This window comes from Marinobacter orientalis, assembly GCF_004792665.1.
In the GTDB taxonomy this organism is placed as follows: Bacteria; Pseudomonadota; Gammaproteobacteria; order Pseudomonadales; family Oleiphilaceae; genus Marinobacter; species Marinobacter orientalis.
This window is the reverse complement of sequence record NZ_SRZX01000005.1, coordinates 158,948-180,651: the sequence shown is the minus strand read 5'-3', so window position 1 is coordinate 180,651 and position 21,704 is coordinate 158,948. Positions and strand designations below refer to the sequence as shown.

The following is a 21,704-nucleotide window of genomic DNA, read 5'->3' as shown; positions in this document are numbered from 1 at the left end:
AGACTCTAGGTCTTCTGACCGGGTCGACGAAACAACACGTAGTTTCCCAGTATGGCCAGCATCGCTCCCGCCACCGCCGTAATAGTCCACTCGAAACCCTCCAGCCAGGTGGACACACTTAAGGCCACGATCGGGAACAGCACCGTTGCATAGCCCGCCTTGTCAGCGCCCAGGGTCTGGATCACGGTTATGTAGGAATAGAAGGCGATGATGGACCCGGGGACTGCAAGGAACACCGTTGCAGCCCAGAAGGTGGCTGTCGTGGGCACCGCCCACTCCACGCCCTGAATCAGGCACCAGACACCCAGGATCAAGGCACCGTAGACCATGCCCCAGGCGTTGGCGACCAGCAGGGGAATCTCTGCCAGTCGCACTTTTATGCTCACCAGGTTTCCCATGGAAAACCAGAAAGTACCCGCAGCGGCAAACAGTATGCTGGCGCCGGTTGCGTTACCCAACTGCAGGTCATGCCAGAACAACAACGCGACGCCGCTTATACCCAGTGCCACGGCCGGGTACAGTCGGGCGGCGGGCTTCAGCCTTAGCCACAACCAACCATTAACCGCGTTGAACAGCGCCACCAGCGAGAACACCACCGCCAGAAGGCCACTGGTCATCGACTCCGCAGCGCGGTAGATCAGCAGAAAATTCACGCTGTACATGGTAAGCCCCTGAAGCACCAGCCAACTGTGCTGCTTCAGGCTCAGCTTCTGCAGGCGTCGCAGCACCGCAAGCACCGCCAGGGTCACAACAGAGGCCATGAGAAAACGGTAGAACACCGAAATATCAACCGGCGCCGACTCTACCTGCAATCGAATAGCTGTCCAGGTCAGGCCCCAGATCAGCACCGTGAGAGCATAATGAGCAGAAACAGGCATGGCAGGTATTCCAGAAAAAAGTTGCACGTAACCAAACGACAAGGACAGGGTAAGGGGATGGAGAGGGCAAGACTTGTCAGATCCTGCGCAACCATGGATGATTCTTGCGGAGGCCCGCTATGGATACCGACCCGATACCCACAAACACTTCACCGACGAAGCGCCGCGATATCGTGGACACGCTGAAAGCCGCCGGCGTCGCGCCAGAGAAACTGATGGAACTGGATAAGGGGCGGGCGCTGGCACAGTGGCAGAACCGCAAGGGAGAAGTGCGTTATGAACGGCCAAACCACCACGCCCTGAGCATCTACATCAACGAGGGTGCCAAAGTCAGACGGATGGTCAATGGGCAGGCCGTGAGCCAGGGGTTCCCCGGTGCCGTTTGTCTTTTTCCGGCAGGCAGCCACTCCACCTGGAAGATCGGCGGTCAGTTCGAATTCTTCCATTTCTACTTCAATGACCTCGACATAACCCAATGCGCTGAGCAAACCTGGGATTGCGAACCACACAACGTCGAGCTTGCCGAGCTCTACCATGCTGAAGACCCGGTTCTGGCCCAGGCTGGGAAGTTGCTGGCGCTGAGCGACTGGCAGGCCACTGGCCAGGCCATGGCGATGGACCATCTGGCGCAGTGGCTGTTGATGCAGGTGCTCAGCCGCCACTCCAAGGTGCAAAAGACACCACCCGCTGTCACCGGCCAGCTCTCCATGCGTTATCGCAGGCTGTTACAGGCCCGCATCCATCAGCAGCTGGACCAGCCGCTCACCCTCGCGGAGATGGCAGGCTGGGTAAACCTCAGCCCCTATCACTTCGCTCGCCTGTTCCGTGCCACCTTCGGCTGTGCGCCCTATCAATACGTCCAGGAACAGCGGCTGACCCGGGCCCGTGACCTGCTACGCCAGCCCGGGCATAAAATCACCGCCATCGCCCTGGCCTGCGGCTTCAATGATTCCAGTCAGTTCAGCCGGACCTTCAAGGCCCGGTTTGGGGTAACGCCGTCCGCCTATCGCGGCTTTGTCGAATAACTGGATGGACCGATTATCCACGACCAGTCTTGCTGGCCGCACCAGGCCTGACCACAGAACCGTCGCCTAGCCCGGATTTCTCATAGTACCTCGGCGAACTTCGCAAAAGGCTACCAGTAACGCCAAGATCCCTTTTGTAAGCATCCCTGTTTTAGTTGCACCTCTATTAGAGCCCTCCGCTGAGGTCGCAAAGCGAACGTTCAGATCAAAGTCCGAAGGGCTCGCTTTGAGGGTCGTGTGTGTCATGCGCATTGGGGTAAATCCACATCCATTTTACAACCGTCCGTGGAAACGGGGTAGAACCCCAGTGACGAAGACCATATCCGGCCCAAGCGTGATCATGAGCAGGAATACAGCCGTTAAGAATACGGGAAGTAGCGTAATATCAATGGGCATAGTGGTTGGGTTCTACACCGTTTCCTTTTATGAAGCTACGTGAGATGTCGTCACGTCCAGAAGCAGCTTGCCCTGCCCCGATTCAACAATCGTCCGTACGGTTGATACCCGCCGCCCTTTCTTAACGAACCGAGCTGTGGCGATCAGCTCGCCTTCGCGGCAATTCGATAGCAGATTGGCCGATAGGTTGATGGCCACGGGGAATCCAGTCATTCCCTCTACAGGAGCCACCCCTTGCAATGCCAAAGTGGTAGCAACCACATCGGCGAACCAGATCATTGCCCCTGCGTGCACGGTGCCGAAGGGATTCAGGATACCTGCCTGCACTGGCATCCGGCCTATCGCATCTCCTTCCGAAACATAAGTCACCTCGAAGTCGATCAAGCCCTCATAATTCTTTGTTGTCTCATTCATGACGTCGATATCCTCCGAAAGAGATCATCCAACTTGGCATCCAGATCATGCTGCCCATTCAGGCCAAGTGTAGTGGCATAGTGAATCTGGCCACCTGATTTTGAGTGTATGATCACTCACAAAGAAAGTCAGGTGCAGATTCACTATGCCACTACAGGAGCCGCCGAAAAAATAAACTGAGCACACTGTGAGTGCAGTGCAAAACTGGATTATCCGGCCAGTCGGGCCCAGTCTTTAACACTGGACAAATCGGAACCTGATTGGTTTGAGCAGTAATCAAGCCGCTAAGCGCAAAGGATCTGCCTGTTCATAGTCAGGCAACTCCGGTTCGACCTGTTCAAACAAATCGAGCTGATTGTCGTAGTCCGCGGATGGCCCGATCCGAAGGGAATATGCTTGCCCATGGGAATGCGGGGGTTGTGAATATTAGGTCAGTTTACCAACTGCGAGGGGTGATCGCCCGAGGTAGCTGCTATTTATGGATGGTCGCAAAGCGAACATTCAGGTTTGGCAATAACGCCAGCCATAAGCGGAGTCCTCACAAGGGCGTCCGGTGAAGGGCCAAAGGACCGGAACAACCTTAATGGCCTTGTTCGATTTTATTCCCATACACTCCGTTTTCAACTGAAGCTTTCAGCCCATACTTACGCGAGATAGATTTAACAACTTTGGCGAACCAATCATGACTGTCGGGATGGACCAATACTTTTTGTATTGCTTCTACTAAGTCTAGATCCACCGTTATTCCTGGAGGAGTATCCTTAGTTGGGGCGTAAGCTGAGTATGTACTCAATAAAATCCGAGCTTCCTGCTCAAAGCTGAAATGCGGACGTTTTATGAAAAATGGAGCGCTATAGTTAAGCCTACCTTCCACATCTTGGGCTCTAGAATATTGAACATTCTTAAGATGGAATTCCAACCCGCCCGAATCTATTTTGGAGATACTCGACTTGAGCTTTCCCACTGTAGTTTGTATGGCCACAGAGTTACTGTCTCGGCCATAGAGTTCCCACATCACCATATTTTCATCTACGTTTTTGTGCCAACAGCTCAAGTAGGCGTTTTTGCACAAATACTCTTGAAAATCATTAGCATCATTTATTGGGGAGTCTTCCGCTACCGAAAAACTTTCATACGCTTTTTCAATAGCCACCCTCATCTCTTGCGGGAATTGCCCCTCGCCTTGATCTCGAAAAGTATCGGACCTGGCAAGCCACAGAGCACTCGAATCCAACAGTGATACGAATTTCGCTAGGTCAATATATCGCCACAATTTTGTGTCATCAGACAGCGAATCTTCGACTTTCAGTTGCAAGTTTCGCAAATTACTTCCCTAAAATTCTAACGCCAAAATTCAGCAGCGGCCTTTACGTAGCGAGGCGGAGAAAAGGCCGCCCGGTGGAGGCCCGTCAGGGCCGGAACGTACTGGAATGAATGGTTAGAAATCACTTGAACCAGCGCTCGTACAAAACAGCATGGCACCTAGCAGCGATACACGCATTAATCCAAGTTACCGCAGCTTGTGCGAGGAGCTCCAACCCGGCCATTGCCATAGGCACGCTTGGACCCTGTTGGCTTAACTCGGCTGCAAAGCCCGGCATAGTTGTCGAAAAAAACCAGCCGAAATAGGCGGCTACCAAAAACGTAGGACCGCCGAGCAGAACCAAAAAAGCGCTTGGAATTACCTCAAACTTGTTTGGCCGCTTTGCCTCTATAGCCAATCCCTTGCCCTCGGTATTCGTGAATTTCTAACGCTGAGCGAAGCGGCGGCTAAAAGCCGTCCTGATCTTGCGCCATTTGAGTGGACACTCTAAACGAAGAGCTTTTCACAATTGGATTGCCGGAGGCAAATGTTTACCTTTGTCGTGAAAATTTGGGGAGGCTGACTGGTGCGGCGCGAATGTCCGCTTCTGTTTAACAGCTGCTTATAGGAACGCCTTCGCCTATCACCCGTTCGCATGAGTCCAAAGGGGAGAAAGTCCACATGCGCAATACTCAATTTGGTCAATTTCGACAACCTCATAGCTACCGCCGGTGTTATTGCCTATGTCGATCTACTGAAGAATTTGCCGACAGGCGTAATACTGTACAGCCCCGTCTCGTCCTGTTGCCTAGCGGGCCACATATCAGAGTTCCGGCATGCTAACGATGACACAGGTGATGTTGTCGTCGCATCCGTTGATCAACAGTGAATGCATCATTGCCTGACTAACATCGTAGATTGGGCCACCATTCAGTAAGTCCCTGATTTCGGCGTTTCCCAGTTTCTTGCTGACACCGTCGCTGCAAAGTAGGAAGTAATCGCCCGGTTCCACCTGACCGGAGCGATAATCCAGTGTGAGGGCGTCTTCGACTCCCACTGCCCGGGTAATTATGTGGGCCAGCGGGTGACGATCTGCTTCACGTTCATCCAGAACCCCCTTCTCGACCATATCGGCAACCTGGCTATGATCGCGTGAAAGCTGGGTGACTTCATTGTCTCTGAACCGGTAACAACGACTGTCTCCGGCCCAGAACAGGTGATACACGTCTCTTTCGATCAGCAGTGCCACCACTGTCGATCCCAGGGTCTGTCCCGCCAACTCTTCACGGCCGAATTGCCGGATTCGCTGATTGGCCTGCTGGATCGCCTGCTCCAGTTCAACTTTTCCGGGCGTACCACCATGTTGACGCCAGGCACGAGTAACCGTGTCACAGATCAGCTGACTGGCCACATCGCCAGCTCGGTGCCCGCCCATGCCATCCGCCACCAGCCAGAGACCGCTGTCAGGCAATTCAACGAAGGCATCTTCATTGTGTTCACGGACTGCCCCACGGTGGGTAAACGCCACGGATTCCGCCTGCATGATGTCACCGCTCCTTACGTTCTGCCTGTTGCCAACCATGATTCTGCCAATTCTTGACCATCATCGCTGCAAACTGTCTCACTTTTGGCAACCCATCGGTCAGCCAGGTGGCCGGCTCCAAAAAAGCCACCCCGTGAGTCCAACAGAGCGCCTGCCCACTTCGCAGTCTCAGAAGCGTGGCCAGTAACCGCTCGCGCCGGGAAAAGCCGTTGCTGTCCCGGGCGCGTGAGCTGATGCGGGCGCCTTGATCGTCAATGCATCTGATCCTCGCAGACAATTACTCAGGTTGTCTGGCTGGACATCAGCAACCCGGCAACCAACTGCCTCAGCTGGGCCTCCCCATCACCACGTCCGGTGCAGAGCCTGTGCTCGCGGGCTTTCTGCCAGGGCTGGTTCTGAAGCACACAGGTCACCCAAAGCGGCGCCGGGTTCGTGGCCGGAATACTGCTGGCAGTGTCGGCCTGAAGTGCCATTCGTTTCAGGGCCGGCAAGGTCAGCTCAAACCCCCGATGACCATATGCAAAAGCCTTCAGTTCAGTGAGTTCCTGTTCCGTCAGCGGCTCTGCCGACGGCAGATCGGCGCTAATTGCCAGTACAAGCTCCGGTGACAGGGTGGGCCAGACGACCGGCAGCATCACCGGCCATTGCTCGGCGAATCTGGCGGACAGACGTTGTTGAGCAGCAGTACCGGGGTCACTCAGTCCCTTCATCATCTGAACAGCATATTCCCCGGAGCTGGCCTCGCGGCTGATGCCCAGGCGAACGGTGGCGAAGCCGGAGGATTGCCAGAACGGCAGCAGCTCTTCCGCAGCGCCATAGCTAGTACCGATGGCATCCAGCGCCATATCGGATGCCTTCTCCTGAGCGCGTTCCAGCAATTGTTTACCAACGCCCTGTCGGCGGCACTGGTCGTGAACCGCCACCCGCACCACTCGCAGCATGCGCAAAGTGGCCGGCGACCGGGCCAGGGTCATGGTGGTGGGCGACCCGGACCAGACCATCTACGAATTCCGCGGTGCCAAACCGGAATTCATCCTGCGACGCTTCCGCGAGGAGTTCGACGAACCGTTGCAGCACACCCTGAGCTACAGCTTTCGCTACGGCCACCGGGTAGCGCTGCTGGCCAACCACCTGATCACCCACAATCAGGGCCGCCATGACGTGCTGTGTCACGCTCATCCTTCAACACCGGCCAGCCGCATCCAGCTCCATGAAAGCGAGCAGGACGGCGGCGTGGTGGTCAAGCTGCTGGAAGGGCTCCCGGAATCAGAACAGCAACAGACCGCCATCCTGTTCCGGGTCTGGAGTCAGAGTGTTCCGATTGAACTGCGACTGCTGGCGCGGCAGATCCCCTATCGCACTGATGCCGGCAAGGGCGCCCTGTTCAGCCGCGAGGTGGAAGCTATTACCAGCCTGCTTCAGGTGGTTACCGGCCAGCTGCCCCGGATGACGGCCCAGGACCGCCTGGGCCCCATGCCGGCCCGCAAGTTGCGGCGCCTGGGCGAAGCGCTGGTGTCGCTCAACGGCTTCTCCGGCCCGGTGGCCACCTTGCTGGGACGGTACGCCGAACAGACCGAACTCTTCGAGGGGATTCGCGGCCTCGCCCTCACCCACGAAACTGCCAATGAACGCATCGATACCGTGCAGGGCTTCCGCGCCTACCTGGCGACACTCGACGTCCCGCCCGCCGAAGCCCTGCAACACCTGCAGACACTGCGACGCCAGGCGCTGGAACGCCAGGATCACAACAGCGACGGCAACCGTGGCCTGCTGCTGTCTACCATCCACCGCACCAAGGGGCTGGAGTGGTCACGGGTAATCATTCCCGGACTGCAGGAAAAATACCTGCCCTACAGCCCCCGCCAGCAGGAAGACCTGCAGGCCTTCATGGAAAGTGAGCGCCGCCTGCTGTACGTGGCCATCACCCGCACCCGCAACGAGCTGCACCTGATCACCCGCCCCGGCGGCCCCAGGCCTGCGGTGGATGCGGATCAGGCTCCCAGCCGGTTTGTGGCGGAACTCTGCCACGATCTGAGTGAACGTTTTGGCCGCTGGCTGGACCAAAGGACACCGGGCCATGAAAGCGATAACGAGTTCGAAGTCGACCTGCCCCTGACACCGGTAAGCCAGCGCTATGCCAGCCGGGAAGCCGTCAGCCTCAGCGGAGAGGCCGCCAGCACCGCGACCGGCAACCAGCCCCTGTGGGCCTGCTAGCGCCTGAGTCATGCCATTTTCGGCCCGGGCACCGTGCTTGCGGAAGAGGAATCGTCGTTTGATGTGCGCTTCGATGAGGGTCGACGACTCACCTTCAGCAAGAAAAGCGCGCATCTGTATTTCCGGGCCATCACGCCGTGAGGACAGCCAATGTCAGCATTCCGGAAAATCTGCCAGCCAGCGGGCATCTGCGTGTTGTTGACCTGTGTTACGCTACTTCTTGTCGGGTCTGCCCTGGCGGCCAGTGGGACGGTCTACCGGTGTGAGGGCCCGGACGGGGTCCAGTTCTCCGACCAGCCCTTTGGCCCGGACCCGGAAACCGTCATCATACGGGACAACCGTGTCGGCGGCAGTGTCGGGGACAACCTGCCCGACTTTGACAGCTATCCGGAAAACGACCCACCCGAGCAAGACGAACCCCTGGCAGCGGAAGACGAAACCTGCCGCTTTATCAGTTCTACCGACCTGCGCACCTACCTGGCGCGGGAGCAGGTGGTACCCGGCATGACCCGCAAGCAGGTGGAAAGAGCGTTCGGGCGAACCTCGGAAGTCTACCCCACCCCCCAGGAAACCTGGGTGTACCAGACCAGGCATTACGGTGCACTTTACGAACTGACTTACGTTTATTTCAGAAACGGCTGCGTGGAACGAGTGGAGTACCGCAAACCCTGAGCCACTTTCTCCATTTATTTCAATAAATTGAGACGCCGTTCACAAATTTCCTTCTGGTCATCTCTTTTGCCAACCTCTGCGTAAATACCGAACCTTCGTTAATTTTCACTTGTATACAGATGGTTACAGAACTTAACTTGGCTTAAATCGCCTGCAAAAAGGCGACTTCAATTGGCAATAAAAAGGAATGCTCATGAATAAACTCCGTCCCCTGTCCGCCGCCATACTGGCTGCGGCCGTCAGCACTCCGGTACTGGCGCAAGACGATATCGAGACTGTCTATATCAATCCCTTCGTCGGTTACCAGTATTTTGACCACAAGCGTGATCTGGACGAAGAAGCGACCTACGGCTTTGGCCTGGAATACCGCTTCCTGCCCCAGTGGGCTGTTGAGGCGGTCTATTCCAAAGCCAATCCGGATATCAAGGACAGCAACGGTGACGTTGACTTCGAAGAAGTCCGGGTCGATGGCCTGTACTACTTCGGAAACCAGAGCGAGACAGTCAACCCTTACCTGGCAGCCGGTGTCGGCCATGCCAAGTTCGATGGCGGCACCATGACAACGCCGGGTACCGAGCATGAAGAAACCCGGGTCAATCTGGGCGGCGGTGTCCGTTTCAACATGACCGACCTGCTGTCACTGCGTGCCGACCTGCGTGCGCTGCACGGCCTCGATGAGAGCACCTTCGATGCCCAGGCGTCCTTGGGGCTGAGCCTGGCCTTCAGCCGCAACACCAGTGAGCCCGAACCCGCCGCACCCGCTCCGGAACCCGAACCGGACAGTGACAACGACGGCGTTCCCAACAATCGCGACCAGTGCCCTGGCACCGTTTCCGGCGCTACGGTTGACCGCAACGGCTGCGAACTCGACAGCGATGGCGACGGCGTTGTTAATCGCCTGGACGACTGCCCCGGAACCAGAGCCGGTGCCGAAGTGGGCGAACGCGGGTGTGAGCTGGTGACACTCGAGACCATCACTCTGTACATTACCTTCCCGCTGAACAGCGCTGAGATCGGTAGCCAGTACGATGATGACATCCTTAAAATCGCCAACGCGCTGAAAAAGAACGATGAGGTGACCACGGAAATTGCTGGCCACACCGACAGCACCGGTGCTGCCGCGTACAACCAGCAACTTTCCCAGCGTCGTGCCGAAGCCGTTGCCGATCGCCTGATCGAGCTCTATGACATCGACAGTGAACGGGTAACGCCGGTGGGTTACGGTGAATCCGACCCTGTTGCCACCAACGAGACCGATGAAGGCCGCGCCCAGAATCGCCGGGTTGAAGCCCGCATTCAGGTTCGTCGCTGATCCGCGACAGGTTCTTCACTGCCTCTAAAGGCGCCTTCGGGCGCCTTTTTTCATGGCTGGGCGATAGCCGCGTCCACCAGCAGGTTCCGGGGCGTCAGCTCCCGCTTGCAGAAGGTGCCCATGCGCACGTGATAGCCGGACTCTTCCAGGAACAGGGCATAGTCCAGTACCAGCCACAGCTCCAGCGGGCGCCGGAACAGATGGCGCAGCAACTCGTACCGTCGCACCGTAGCGGCACGTTCCACGCCGTGTTCAAGCCAGTGGTCGAAATCCACGCTTTCCGGTAATGAGATCCCCTTAAGCTCAGCCGCCCAACGGCAGAAAGCCTCGAATCCGTCACCCGCCAGGCGCTTCGGGTCTGGTGGCAGGGGCAGGTACTCATCCACACCTCTCAGCCAGCGCTGCAGACCATCGAAGCCCAGCCGCCAGCGACTGGCGCGGGCGGTCTGTGCACGTACCCCGGCGGGCGCGGTGACCGTCTCCCTCACCGCCAGCCGCAGATCCTCCCGACTCAGTACCAGGCCGGTATGACTCGACTGTGCCCGGAACGACAAGGGGACGACATCGCGGGTGGTGGTGAGATGGTAACAACAGGGGGAGAAGCTGACCCGGGGCTGCCGATGTTCCACGGCATCGCGGATCAGCTTTCGATGCAGGTCACCACAGGCGTGCAACGCGACGCCATGGGCCTGGTGCGGCCAGGGCACGTCCGCTGACATCACATCATGGCACTGCAGGGTAACCGGATCGCCGTAGCGGGCCGCCAGGCGGTTACGATTTCTGGACGAAGTCGCAGATCTAATTCAAGTGTCCAGCATCACGCCTTCGCAGTAACAGTCGGGGGCCAGTTGGGATTACTGATATGAAGTGAACAACTCTAAAATTTTTTGCGCTTTCGCATAGGAGGCTCGCACATGGAACAACCCGACAATAATCTGAGTAGTTTACGCGAGATTGCCATTGCAGAAGCCGTCGAGCTATTCGAAGGGGATCAAAAAGCCGCTTCTCAGTGGCTCGCGAAACCGGGCCGTGCGCTAGGAAATAAAACACCCGAGGACCTTCTCTCATCCGAGGAAGGTGTCGAGCAAGTTCGCACTCTTATAGGCAGACTGGAACACGGCGTCTTCACCTGAGGCCGGACCAAGACATTACTTTCGCCGCACATCACGCACTACAGCTTGTGTTGCTTTTTGCAACCTCAAGATCCACTTCTTCTTATATGTCTCGGGATCAACCGGAACTCTCTCGTCACCGTTCTCAACTTTCTGAGCAGTGAATTCCCTGACTTTTCGAGTGCGATCTTTCTTATCTCTCCGAGGGGGATGAGTGATGCGCTGCATGCCCTGTTTCAGCTTCGTGTGTTGGACTGCTAGAACCCAACTTGCTCTAAACCGATACGTTGAAGATATATCGTACCTGTATTAGTTTGGAGAAAGTATTTTGGATTTTGGAGGATTTTTATGGGTCGGTTAACAAAAAACAAGTTCCTATCCCTCAAGGAGATTTGTCATGATGGCCAATTATAGAAGCATATTTCGCCGAATTCCCCGCATCTTCTTTGCGGCCGTCTATATGGTCCTGATGTCTGTACCTGCAGGAGCAGCCGGGTACGACAATGCTCTGAAGGGCGTTAAAAACTATGACGCTGTCTACGAGGTGAGCCAAGGTGATCCCAAGGTCGTTAACCCTGTTTTCTTGGTAATAAAGAACTCCTACGAAGCACCTGAAGTGAAGGCGCTTGCGAAAGATCCCAACATCGCCATCGTTTTTCACGGGCCGGTGGTGAAACTGCTCTCGACTGACAGCGCACCCTTTAATGAGGCAGAACTGGTCGAGGTACAGAAATTCCAGGCGACTCTTAAACAAATGAAGAAGGACGGGGTGACGCTGGAAGTTTGCCGTTTCGCTTTGAAAGGGATGGGTGTAGATGAGGCGACGATCATTCCGGAGATCGACCCGGTAGATAATGGTTTCGTTTCGGTCATCGGCTATCAGATGCAGGGGTACGCGGTTGTCCGAATCCCCTAAACGAAAAAAGGTTGTTGCTCTGCGAGATGAAGTTCACCTTGAGGCCCGCTAGCCAAGATTGATCGCATGAAAAGCGGGACACTCTGAGTGAGTGTCCCGCTTTTTTTCTCCTGCAGTTGCCGGCGGTCGATACCGACGAGATCGATTGTAAACATCCCTGTTTTAGTTTCACCGCTAATTAGAGCCCTCCGCTGACGGTCGCAAAGCGGACCTTTTTGCCGGGCCGGGCCGCGGCGCTGCCTGCGGTATAGTCAGAATTCAAACTAAGATACTGTTATGCGTCTCCGTGATGCTATATATCACACTAATGTGCCTTACCGCGCGAAGCCAGCCGAGTATTATTCAGGCCTAAAGCGACCTTAATACACGAACTACCAAGAAGGAACGAGTATGTTCCTTCCGTGGGTCCCTAAGAGTACTCCGCCATGTAGATGCCCGTACCGCCCATTTCCGCGGGAATGTCCTTCAGTTTGGGGAGCCCGTCATGCACAGGCAGTACGGATTCCTGATAATGCACATGTACCCCGGCCTGGTATGAGAACCCGGGGATGACAGCGGCATAGACATCCGTTAAACCTATCGACGGGTGTTCGGTCATCAAGTGGCCACCGCAAATTTTGCACCATTTTCGGCAGCTTTCAGGCGTCTTGTTGTAAGTGCCAATGTTGGCCTCACCCTGTTGAATGGTAATAGCTTCAGGCTTCCACAGGGAAAATGCGTTCACCGGGCTCGCCGACCAGTGTCGGCAGGAGTCGCAATGACAGTAGCCCATGGCTTCCGGGTTACCCTTTACGGTTAACTGGACGGCGCCGCAAAAGCAGCATCCATCCCAGGATTTTTCTTCGTTCATGACACACCTCCAGCTTACTGGTTTGTTTTAGGGTATTCGTCGATCCTATTCGTTGAAGCTGACCGGCCTTTGTTGCCGGGTATTCACCTGCAGTGAAAAAATGTCCGGTCGAGCATAGTGGCCGGCGATATCAAGACTGCGCCTTGCCGCGGCCACTTCACTCACATCGATCTCAGCCAGTAGCAGCCCGGTTTCCTGCCGCATTGGACCTGACACTATCTCCCCGGCCGGAGATATGACCACCGAGTCACCGGAGTTGATCCACTCCTCTTTGTCCGGATATAACCGATCGACTTCTGGAAAGTCCGCGGGCAGGTCACGTGTACGCAACACGTTGCCCGCACCCAGAACCCAGCACCCGCCTTCCCGGGCGATGTGCTGCAGGGTGCGAAGCCAGCGGTCACCGCTGTCATAGGTCGGCGCGATGTAGATGTCGATGCCCTGGGCGAACAGCGCATAGCGCGCCAGCGGCATATAGCTCTCCCAGCACACTAGAGAACCCACCCGGCCAACGGGTGTATCGACGACTTTCAGGCCGCTGGCATCGCCGAAGCCCCAGACCATGCGTTCCGGGTTCGTGGGCATGAGTTTGCGGTGGCAATTCTGCACGGTGCCTTCCGGACTGATAGTCAGCACCGAGTTGTAGAGCGTGGACCGGCTGGTATCTTCGTCGCGTTCTTCGATGCCGCAGACAACTGTCACCTGCATCTCCTTCGCAACGTCCAGTAGGGGGCACAACTGATCAGATCCGATTTGCACGGCGTTGTTCAGCAGACGGCCATGCAACTGCTCCGATAACCCCCAGTCTCCGCCCGGTTTCAGACGCCATATCCAGGCGGGATAACCAGGAATGAAAGCTTCCGAGAACACCACCAGCTCGGCACCCTGGGTGGCCGCGTCCTTAACCAGTTGCACGGCCCTGTGTATGGTCTTTTCCCGGTTCAGAAAAACCGGGGGTTCCTGAACTATCGCTATCTTTGTCATGATCCTTGCCTCTTCAGCGGTATTCGCGTGGGTGAAGCGCATGCTGGGCTGCCGGAATGCACATCACATCAGTCTTTTCAGTGCTTGGCTGGGGCAATGTTGGTCCCCCCTCCTACGAGCATTTCGCAGGGGCCGACGAAACCATCACGGCTCTCAAATTGACTCAGTGCCTTCTCAATTTCTAGCCAGGTATCGTTGCGCTCGGTTACGGAGAGCGCTGTCATCATCTGGTGGAGAGCACCGAAGGATTCCCGTTCAAACCTTACGCACTCTGCAGCTGATGGCAGGTTAAGGGGTGCGGTGATCTTTTCCACACGAACGTCTGTGAAACCGGCACGTGTCAGGGTCTCTGCCAAAACACCGTCGGCCCCCAGTGAGAAAGGCCCGGGTTGGCCGAGAAGGGGTGGTGCCAGGCCAGCGCGACGCCGGATGATCCCCACCGGAATGGAAAAGAACTCGTTTGCAGCAGCACTTGAGTAGACCGCCACACCGATACGACCTCCCGGTTTGAGCGCATGTTTCATGCCGGCGAGTGCCTTTTGCTGATCGGGGAAATAAATGAGCCCTACCCGCGAGATGACAGAATCAAAGTCACCGGCAGGCAGATCCGTCAGCATTTCTCCGTCGATCTCCCTTGTGCTGACGTTGGTCAGACCCGCGTTCTGGCAGGCAGATTGGGCGTAGCCAAGAATGGCCGGTGAAATGTCGGTCGCCAGTACATGCCCATCAGGTCCGACCCTTGTGGCCGCCAGTAGAGTTTGCTGGCCTGCGCCGGCGGCGACGTCCAACACCCGGCTTCCTTTCGTTACGCCGGCAAGATCCAGCATGCGCTCGGTCACCGGGCCAAGCCAGTCGCCAAGGAAGGGCCCCCAGCTGTCCCAGGCCTGAGCCGCCTGATCCCACTGTGCCCTGGTGGTGTCCTTGAATGTTTGCGGATTAAAAACCATTTGCGTGCTCATGGTGTCGTTCCTTTTCCAGGCAATGGCCCTGCGGGTTGCTGAGCCTGAGATCACTATCTCCCTCTTCTATGCGGGCGCGATAGTCCAGAAAATGGAGCGTCAGGTGTCTGAAAGGAATAAGATGAAAACTTGGGGCCAGAATTCCTACAAAGGAGTCAAAACTCATGACCAACTATGGACAGTTCTGCACCGTGGCACGGGGCTCGGAGATATTGGGCGAGCGATGGACTCCGTTGGTGGTAAGGGAACTACTTTGTGGCAGCACCCACTTCAATGAAATTCGTCGGGGTCTGCCAAGAATGTCGGGCACACTTCTGGCACAACGCCTGAAAAAGCTTGAGGAAATGGGCGTACTTCGGCGGATCCAGGGCGACAGCAACCCCGAATACCAGCTTACGCCAGCGGGCGAAGAACTGCGTCCAATTATCCTGGCTATTGGTCACTGGGGGGCCAAGTGGATTGGTAGCCGGTTGCAGGCGAATCAGCTTGATGCCGGTTTCCTGATGTGGGATATCCGCCGTTTCGCACAGTGTGACAAATTTCCCCCTGAGCGCCGCGTAGTCATCCACTTTTTCCTGAACGATGCGAGGCAGCGTGAGCGGCATTGGTGGCTGGTTGTGAGCAACGGGGAGATTGATCTTTGCCGAGAAGACCCGGGGCACGAATTAACTCTCGTCGTGGAGGCCAGTGTCCTCAGCCTGACCGAGATCTGGACCGGTGACAGCGATCCGGACAGGGAACAGGAAGCGCGTCGTCTTATAGTCCGTGGCAGCGAACGGGATTGTCGGGAACTCTGGCGCTGGCTCGGGCGAAGCGTGTTTGCGACCAGTAGAGCACGTGACTAATGCAAACGATGGGCGCGTGACTCCGAAAAAAGTCAGGCCCAAGACAGATGTAAGCGCACTGGCGCATCAAATCGCTCTGGCTTATGGGTATCTGCGTATAGGTTTTGTCAGCCGGGTTCTACCCCGTTACTGCTGACACTTATAAAAGGAGGCCCGAGTGGCCTCCACCGGCCACCCTAATCGGACCCTGATTATGCGGGCGTTGGAGCACCTATCTAGCCCCTAAATAGCCCGTTTGGGTGCGGCAAAAAGGTCCGCTTTCCAAAGGATGCGTGGATCTTTAAAAAAGGCTTACTAATGTTCGCTTTTGTTTAAAAGCTTGGATTTATACTGGTGCCCTTGCCACTCCTAGCCTATGAGTGAACCTACCTCGGTTCAGATTCCCCTCACTGGCTCATCTCGCCGCGGTAAAAAGTCCGCACCAATGAAAGCGTGGCCAGAACCCCGACGCATGTCGCCATAATGTGGCAGTTGAGCTAGACTAGAACGTCAAGAACACACTCAGACTTGCAGCGTAGACGACTACTCTCACCGGAAGAACAAAAACTGACTGACGGTCATTTTCCACCTGGCCGCAGATCGAACCGTCACAAGCCTTGGCACATATTTGTCACATATACGTCACAGACAATTTCTGCCGGCCCAAACGCAAAAAAGGCAGACCAGTAAGTAACTGATCTGCCTTTCTTAAATATGGTAGCGGGGGCAGGATTCGAAGGTTATGAGAGTTATGACCCTTGTAAAGACTAATTGTCCTAAATTGCCACCATACTAATAAATTTCACCATATAGGAGAGATTTTGAGCTACTCTACAACTTGATGTAGGGACAATTGGGAACGAATAAAGTGATTCAGGATGGGCACAGCGAACGCCAAGAACTCGTCGCCGAAATGACCGTAAGGCTCGGGAAGAGCTTCGAACATCTTTGCCGACGGGCAGTTGATCAAGGGCTAGAATACCCTCTTGAACTCAGTTATTACATCCTCAATCTCACTCCGAAAATCGTCGGGATTCCCAACCTCATCGAAGAGGCCTCTTTCCCTGAATCGACTTCGATTTTAGAGCATTGGTCTGACTGTGTTTTTGCTGGCGAGCTTTCAAGGCTTGCCAATGCGTTCCAGGCTGACCACCCTCTGAAACAGCACCCTCTAAGTCATCAGGGCTCCGCAAAAAGCACTACCCGGCGATACCAACCGAAAATCAACAACACCTTTCTACTGAATTTGCTGATCCACCCGCTATCGCCCTGCGATGATGAAGAAGTTTTTAGCTTAAGACGAGCAATCAGGCTTTGGCTCGTTCTTCAGTCTGCTGATCGGGTTGTGCGTTACCAAAATACTGCTGATGCCCATATTGCCGGCGCGGCATCCTTTTTGATGTTGGATGAACGAGATGAAAAGTGGGATCTGATTGATCGCATTTTGCACAGCGTGAAAACCCAACTTCAAAACCGGTCAGGAAACTATCTTCAGTTCACAAATGCCATCAAAAATGCGACTAAACGCGTTCGACCGAAAACCAAAGCCCGCAGTGGTCGCCAATTTCTTAATAACCTCCAATCTATTGCCGAAGGTCATAACCGAGCGCTGGAAATAAGGCTCGGCAGCGTAACAAACATTCGACATCTTGGGTGGCAATACGCACCTATAGAGTCAAAAGCGACATTTGAATTCGATGGATCCCGGTTTGAGGTTCTGCCTGCCCCTTCAGACGGCGATGAGAGCGGTAACGATAGTTTGCTAGTCGAGGTGGACCCAACTGATACTCCAGCTGAGCAGGCAATAAGCTCAAGAAGTGTTCTGATTCAAAGTGTAGAACTCGCTCACTATCTCCCGTGGTCTTGGAATCGGCTAGCGCCTCCTGAGATCCAGGCTGTTGATCAATGGGTTGCCAGGAAATTTATTGTCCCTGAACTATCTGAACGACTGGGTGGTGCCTTTGTTTGGCTAGCTCTCAAGCTGTCACGCACTTTGGCATTTGTGGAACGGATATCTATCGGGGACATCTCTAGTGATGAGTGGAGCTTTGCCAAAGATTTTAACCTTTTGAGGCGGGCTGCTCCTCGAAAACACAGCGGTTGGAAGCCTGATGAAATAACGCGAAATTTGGTTCATCCGGTCGACGAGGTTTTGGAATTGGAGGTTCCGGGATTTATTCGCTCTGTGTTGCTGCAAGCAACAGAGGGTTCGGAAATCGGTGCCTCAACACTCGGGCAGCTATGGGCAAGCTACCATAAAGTTTCCAGTGAACAATGGTTTAACCGCTGCTCCGAAAGTCTTATGGCGCGGACTAAAAGCGGAATGCTTGCCAACCGAGCGCCTCAATGTGTCTTTGACGACACTGCGGACAGTCGTTTTGCTCGACTATTAGCATCTCATCCCTCCTCGGCATTACCAGGGGCCTGCAGCTACGGCTCGTGGGATGTGAAGGCGATTGAGAAAGGTCTGGGGCTGTCCGTTCAGAATCGTGACAATAAAGCTTCGGACTTGAATCTAATCGGTAGCCGGCTGGTTCCTTTTGAATCAGTACTGATGGAGGAGGTACAAAGCGCAATCAGAAAGCTCAATCTTGCCCGAGAGAAGAGCTTCTCTTCGTATCACAATGCCCTGGCTCAATATGTGGTGATGGCTCTCTACGCGGCTACGGGGGCCCGACCGTTGAGAGACCCATTCGAGTCACCTGCCTTTTTCAATCTGGATGCGGGTTGCGTTTACGTAATTGATAAAACAGACGACGAATTACATGTGGGTCGGCTGATTCCCCTTCCAGAAAAAGCGAGAGCATTGGTTCGAGTATATCGAAATCATCTCTTGGCATTTTCTCGCAGCGTTCTGGAGCATCGACCGGAACTGGCCAGCAGCCTTGAGACAATGGCCAATGGTAACGCTGCCTCAATGCCTTTTTTCTTTTTGCTTGACCGGCAACTCAAGTGGCACTCCATGGCGGAAGCAGAGCAACTGGACGGGTCACTGTTTGAATGGACACTGCCGAGCAATCTTTTTCGGCATCGGTATGCGCAGCAACTTTCGAATCGCGGCATTGATGCCGAATTAATCGAAGCATGGATGGGGCATTCTGAGCGAGGGGTTGGAACATACGGTGATTTCTCTCCCAGATGCTGGAGCGCGGATGCGGCTGAGAGTATGGACAGCTTAAATGCCGTCTTCGAGCGCTTGGAATTTGAAATACCGTCGGACAGCAATACGCGACCACCCCCGCTTCTGTCTGTGCCGGCCGGTGGCGGCTATCGAGAACCAAGCGTGTTTGGCCTAAAGCAACGAGCACGCCTGAGAAAAGCCAGATTACGCAAAGCTATTCGAGAGGCCCAAGAAGATATTGACCTCTTCCTGGATGAAAGAAGCATCGATGAGCTGCAACCTGACGAGCTGAAACAGCTGATCAACCAGATGTTGTTACGGCCAGATAAAATGCCTCATCCACAGGCATCCATACGTTATCGAATCCTGGCAAAAGTCGTCGAACGATCATCGCTGGATGCAAACCAGAAATTTCGAAAGCGCATTATCGCGCTCAGACAAGAACAATCTCAATTATCTGGCAAGGTCGCTCAGTCGCTCGCTCTTTTTCCGGTCATTCAGAAGTGGGCCGATGAGGCCCGCAGCGCTGTTCAGAAGTCGGGTTTGACCAAAAGCAAAGCTTTGGTTGTAGGCTGCTTGCTGCTTGCCGTCGAGAAACGCATCAGTTACAAACGTCTGCTTCAGGATGTTTCACAAGGCCAACACTGCCGGATCGTTCAACACGGCAGGCAGATTTATCTTGAATACAGTGAAACTCTCACGCCCTCAAATTTTCGAGCACCGGTTCAGCGTCATGAAATCAGTTACAAAACGGCATCGTTATTAGCCTACGGATTAGAGCTTACGAGTAAAGTAGCTGAGCCATCGGTGGAAAGTATTCAAGAAATGGCTGCCCTGGCTGAGCTTCATCGAGAGCATCACGGAACTACAATTTCTCGTGTCTCTGAGATTATCCACTGGATAAGCGACATCGTTGACCAATGCAATCTGGTGCACCTCCCAGGCATGGTGGCGGGAGCTCTGAGTGGACGGGTGCCGCCCACCAGTGCTTCGTGGAGCGACACGCTTCGGCTGACTGAGCAGACATTTGTTAAGAGACCTGATGACAACCAGAATCTAACTGACGAACAGACCAAAATCAGGATCAAACCGGGCATACGGCTCGAACTCGATAAACTCCGACTGCAACAGCAAGCGGTCATCTTCAAAGACGCCGTTTATGGTGCTTTGAAACAATATGAGCAGACCAGTCGTAAAGCTGAGCAAACAGCGCGGATAATCGAAAAGTTGTGTCACGAAAATCGAAACACACTCTCATCTGCCATGCTGCTACTTGGCTATTGGATGGTTGACCTTATTCACGCTGGCAAAGGAAAAAAAGGCCAGGCATTAAAACCCTATGCCGAGTCCTCATTAAGAGACTACTGGTCCGCAGTATCAGGGCCCTTTGCGGGGTTGGCGTATTCGGTGGATTTAGTTGCCTTAGATGAGGACGACCTCACCGAGCTCTGCGCTGGTATGCTGGACTACAAGCGTCAGTCATCGAAGAGCAATCGCTATTTTGGAGAACGGCTCATTCATTTTTTCCGATGGGCTCAGCAGTTTGGGGTGATCGGTCCCGACTGGTCAGAACTGGATATTGATACTCAAGAACGTACCGTTAGCCCGGGCCTGATCAGTCTTGATGATTATCGAACCACCCAGTCGTGTATTGCCCAGGATCAGGGATTGAGCCGGGATCAAAAACTCATGATGGGCTTCATGCTGCTGTGCTCGTATCGCTTTGGGCTCAGAGCTTGGGAGGCGCTCGCACTGCAGCGCAGGGATTGGCAGGAGCAATCCGGGATGCTTTGGGTTCTGGTTCAAAATAATCAGTACCGTAAGCTTAAAAGTGCGTCCAGCAGGCGCGTTGTCCCCCTCTTGTCTAAACTGGATGAGTCTGAGCGTCAGTTGATAGAACAGTTGCTTGGCCGTTACGAGAGTATTTGCGGCAACCAGACGAACCGGCCGATTCTCTGTGAGCTCCAGGATAAAAAGCAACCGGGACTTGCTGAGCAGTCGGCAAACCTATCCGCCGGTTTGATCGTTGCCATTCGGGCGATGACTCAAAATCAGGATCTGGTATTGCATCACCTACGCCACACGTTTTTTAACCGGATTGCGGCGGTTCTGCTCAATCTGGAATCCCCGACCGCACAGGCGTTAACTGAGGATTTGGACGGACCTGCTGTCCGACAGTGTGTGCTTGGCTCGAATACCGCATGTTCTCGACGCGTGGCCATGGCCCTGGCACGTTTGATGGGCCATCGTTCACCGCGAACCGGCCTACTCAATTATTTTCACCTATTGACGGAATGGGCTGATTTCCTAACGCCTGTTGCGAGCGACCGGATACGTCGCTTGAAAAACGCCTCGAATATTGATCAATGGCCTAACGCACCTCAGCCGGCGGCGCCACCGTTACCGGCAGAGATGGATTATCCTGAGCTGACATTGGAGAGAATGTTCCAGGCCGCCAGGCTGGCCTCACTGGGGCACACTTTTGAACGAGCCGGCGCCCTGGTTGAGTTGCACCCGTCTGTCGTGAAACGGATGGAAAAGGTATTGGCAGAAGCGAACAAAAGACAGACGTTCAAATTGTCGTTACCGGGCGGAAAAGAGCAGTGGGTCGAGGGCAGCGAGGTGGCAAATGCATTACTGAGCTTCATAACCCCGTCGGCGTGGCAGAGAGTGCTAAAGCATGCAAGACAAATCCGGCATAGCGATGTCGAATCCATTAAGACAGTTAAGCTCCCAGAACTTCCGATTTTGATCAGTCGTAGGAGGCACGTTGTCCTGGATGAAAAGTCACATGCACGTTTTATCAGGCAGTTTGTAATCCGTTACGCGATACCGGACAGTCAATTGACCGTTGTAGCGCGATTCGATGACCCTGACATGATTCGTTTAATGATAAACGCAGGATTTGCGGTTCAGTCTGAGAAGTATATCGCGGTTGCTGAAAAGGAAAATCAAAGGAGCCGAAAGACGAAGCCTTGGACAGTCGAAAAGCATTTTTTGCACGGATTCCCAATCATTACCAGACGTCGCTCACGCTATGGGTTTGGTGAAATCATCCTTCAGCAATCCTCAACGGGCGTGCTGCGTAACGGGCATGAACTCGCGGTCGCCCTTCTGATTTTCGGGGTCTATTGCCGCCTCATCAAGAAAGACAAAAAGCGAGCCCTGGGCTGATATTCTT

At 54.8% G+C, this 21,704-nt stretch carries 17 protein-coding genes; 8 read left to right on the top strand and 9 right to left on the bottom strand.

Features of this window, described 5'->3' with window-relative positions; genetic code table 11:
* Positions 1–5 precede the first annotated feature (5 nt).
* Complete coding sequence (locus DIT72_RS14300; protein ID WP_135955916.1) at positions 6–878, bottom strand: DMT family transporter; 873 nt, start codon at positions 876–878, stop codon at positions 6–8.
* A gap of 119 nt (positions 879–997) precedes the next feature.
* Between DIT72_RS14300 and DIT72_RS14295 the strand changes: the two genes are divergently transcribed.
* Positions 998–1,903: a helix-turn-helix domain-containing protein gene (locus tag DIT72_RS14295; RefSeq protein ID WP_135955915.1), complete on the top strand. Its 906-nt coding sequence runs from the start codon at positions 998–1,000 to the stop codon at positions 1,901–1,903.
* Positions 1,904–2,326: 423 nt separating this feature from the next.
* Here DIT72_RS14295 and DIT72_RS14290 read toward each other — a convergent pair whose 3' ends face one another.
* The 4 genes from DIT72_RS14290 to DIT72_RS14275 form a co-directional block, all read right to left on the bottom strand.
* On the bottom strand, positions 2,327–2,713 hold the full coding sequence (locus DIT72_RS14290; protein ID WP_135955914.1) for a PaaI family thioesterase: 387 nt from the start codon (positions 2,711–2,713) through the stop codon (positions 2,327–2,329).
* A 580-nt stretch (positions 2,714–3,293) separates the two neighbouring features.
* A complete protein-coding gene (locus DIT72_RS14285) occupies positions 3,294–3,866 on the bottom strand; it encodes a hypothetical protein (protein WP_135955913.1) in 573 nt (190 codons plus the stop codon).
* 973 nt (positions 3,867–4,839) lie between these two features.
* Positions 4,840–5,559 (bottom strand): PP2C family protein-serine/threonine phosphatase, encoded by a 720-nt coding sequence (locus DIT72_RS14280; protein WP_168355065.1) that lies wholly within the window; start codon positions 5,557–5,559, stop codon positions 4,840–4,842.
* A gap of 281 nt (positions 5,560–5,840) precedes the next feature.
* Entirely contained in the window at positions 5,841–6,533 is a 693-nt protein-coding gene (locus DIT72_RS14275; protein ID WP_168355064.1) for a GNAT family N-acetyltransferase, read from the bottom strand.
* Here DIT72_RS14275 and DIT72_RS14270 point away from each other — a divergent pair.
* From DIT72_RS14270 to DIT72_RS14260, 3 genes are all read left to right on the top strand, one after another.
* Positions 6,499–7,773 carry an ATP-dependent helicase gene (locus tag DIT72_RS14270; protein WP_323053147.1) on the top strand — a complete coding sequence of 425 codons (1,275 nt, stop codon included), beginning with the start codon at positions 6,499–6,501 and terminating at the stop codon, positions 7,771–7,773. The two genes, DIT72_RS14275 and DIT72_RS14270, sit on opposite strands and share 35 nt — an antisense overlap.
* Before the next feature lie 150 nt (positions 7,774–7,923).
* Positions 7,924–8,445 (top strand): DUF4124 domain-containing protein, encoded by a 522-nt coding sequence (locus tag DIT72_RS14265; RefSeq protein WP_135955910.1) that lies wholly within the window; start codon positions 7,924–7,926, stop codon positions 8,443–8,445.
* A 193-nt stretch (positions 8,446–8,638) separates the two neighbouring features.
* Positions 8,639–9,757: an OmpA family protein gene (locus DIT72_RS14260; protein ID WP_135955909.1), complete on the top strand. Its 1,119-nt coding sequence runs from the start codon at positions 8,639–8,641 to the stop codon at positions 9,755–9,757.
* A 50-nt stretch (positions 9,758–9,807) separates the two neighbouring features.
* Here the strand turns inward: DIT72_RS14260 and DIT72_RS14255 are convergent, their stop codons facing one another.
* A complete protein-coding gene (locus DIT72_RS14255) occupies positions 9,808–10,476 on the bottom strand; it encodes a methyltransferase (RefSeq protein WP_135956012.1) in 669 nt (222 codons plus the stop codon).
* Between the two features lie 195 nt (positions 10,477–10,671).
* On the opposite strand from DIT72_RS14255, the gene DIT72_RS14250 reads away from it, so the two are divergent.
* Together DIT72_RS14250 and DIT72_RS14245 are read left to right on the top strand one after the other, a co-directional pair.
* On the top strand, positions 10,672–10,890 hold the full coding sequence (locus DIT72_RS14250; RefSeq protein ID WP_135955908.1) for an MbcA/ParS/Xre antitoxin family protein: 219 nt from the start codon (positions 10,672–10,674) through the stop codon (positions 10,888–10,890).
* 376 nt (positions 10,891–11,266) lie between these two features.
* Positions 11,267–11,785, top strand: coding sequence for a DsrE family protein (locus DIT72_RS14245; RefSeq protein ID WP_135955907.1), 519 nt, complete (start codon positions 11,267–11,269; stop codon positions 11,783–11,785).
* A gap of 409 nt (positions 11,786–12,194) precedes the next feature.
* Here DIT72_RS14245 and DIT72_RS14240 read toward each other — a convergent pair whose 3' ends face one another.
* The 3 genes from DIT72_RS14240 to DIT72_RS14230 all read right to left on the bottom strand — a co-directional run bounded on the left by DIT72_RS14240 (position 12,195) and on the right by DIT72_RS14230 (position 14,578).
* On the bottom strand, positions 12,195–12,635 hold the full coding sequence (locus DIT72_RS14240; RefSeq protein ID WP_135955906.1) for a GFA family protein: 441 nt from the start codon (positions 12,633–12,635) through the stop codon (positions 12,195–12,197).
* Between the two features lie 45 nt (positions 12,636–12,680).
* Positions 12,681–13,619: a carbon-nitrogen hydrolase family protein gene (locus DIT72_RS14235; RefSeq protein ID WP_135955905.1), complete on the bottom strand. Its 939-nt coding sequence runs from the start codon at positions 13,617–13,619 to the stop codon at positions 12,681–12,683.
* A 77-nt stretch (positions 13,620–13,696) separates the two neighbouring features.
* Positions 13,697–14,578 (bottom strand): class I SAM-dependent methyltransferase, encoded by an 882-nt coding sequence (locus DIT72_RS14230; RefSeq protein WP_135955904.1) that lies wholly within the window; start codon positions 14,576–14,578, stop codon positions 13,697–13,699.
* A gap of 164 nt (positions 14,579–14,742) precedes the next feature.
* On the opposite strand from DIT72_RS14230, the gene DIT72_RS14225 reads away from it, so the two are divergent.
* Together DIT72_RS14225 and DIT72_RS14220 are read left to right on the top strand one after the other, a co-directional pair.
* Positions 14,743–15,423, top strand: a complete 681-nt coding sequence (locus DIT72_RS14225; RefSeq protein WP_135955903.1) for a winged helix-turn-helix transcriptional regulator — start codon at positions 14,743–14,745, stop codon at positions 15,421–15,423.
* 847 nt (positions 15,424–16,270) lie between these two features.
* Complete coding sequence (locus tag DIT72_RS14220) at positions 16,271–21,697, top strand: site-specific integrase (RefSeq protein WP_135955902.1); 5,427 nt, start codon at positions 16,271–16,273, stop codon at positions 21,695–21,697.
* The last annotated feature ends 7 nt before the right edge of the window (positions 21,698–21,704 follow it).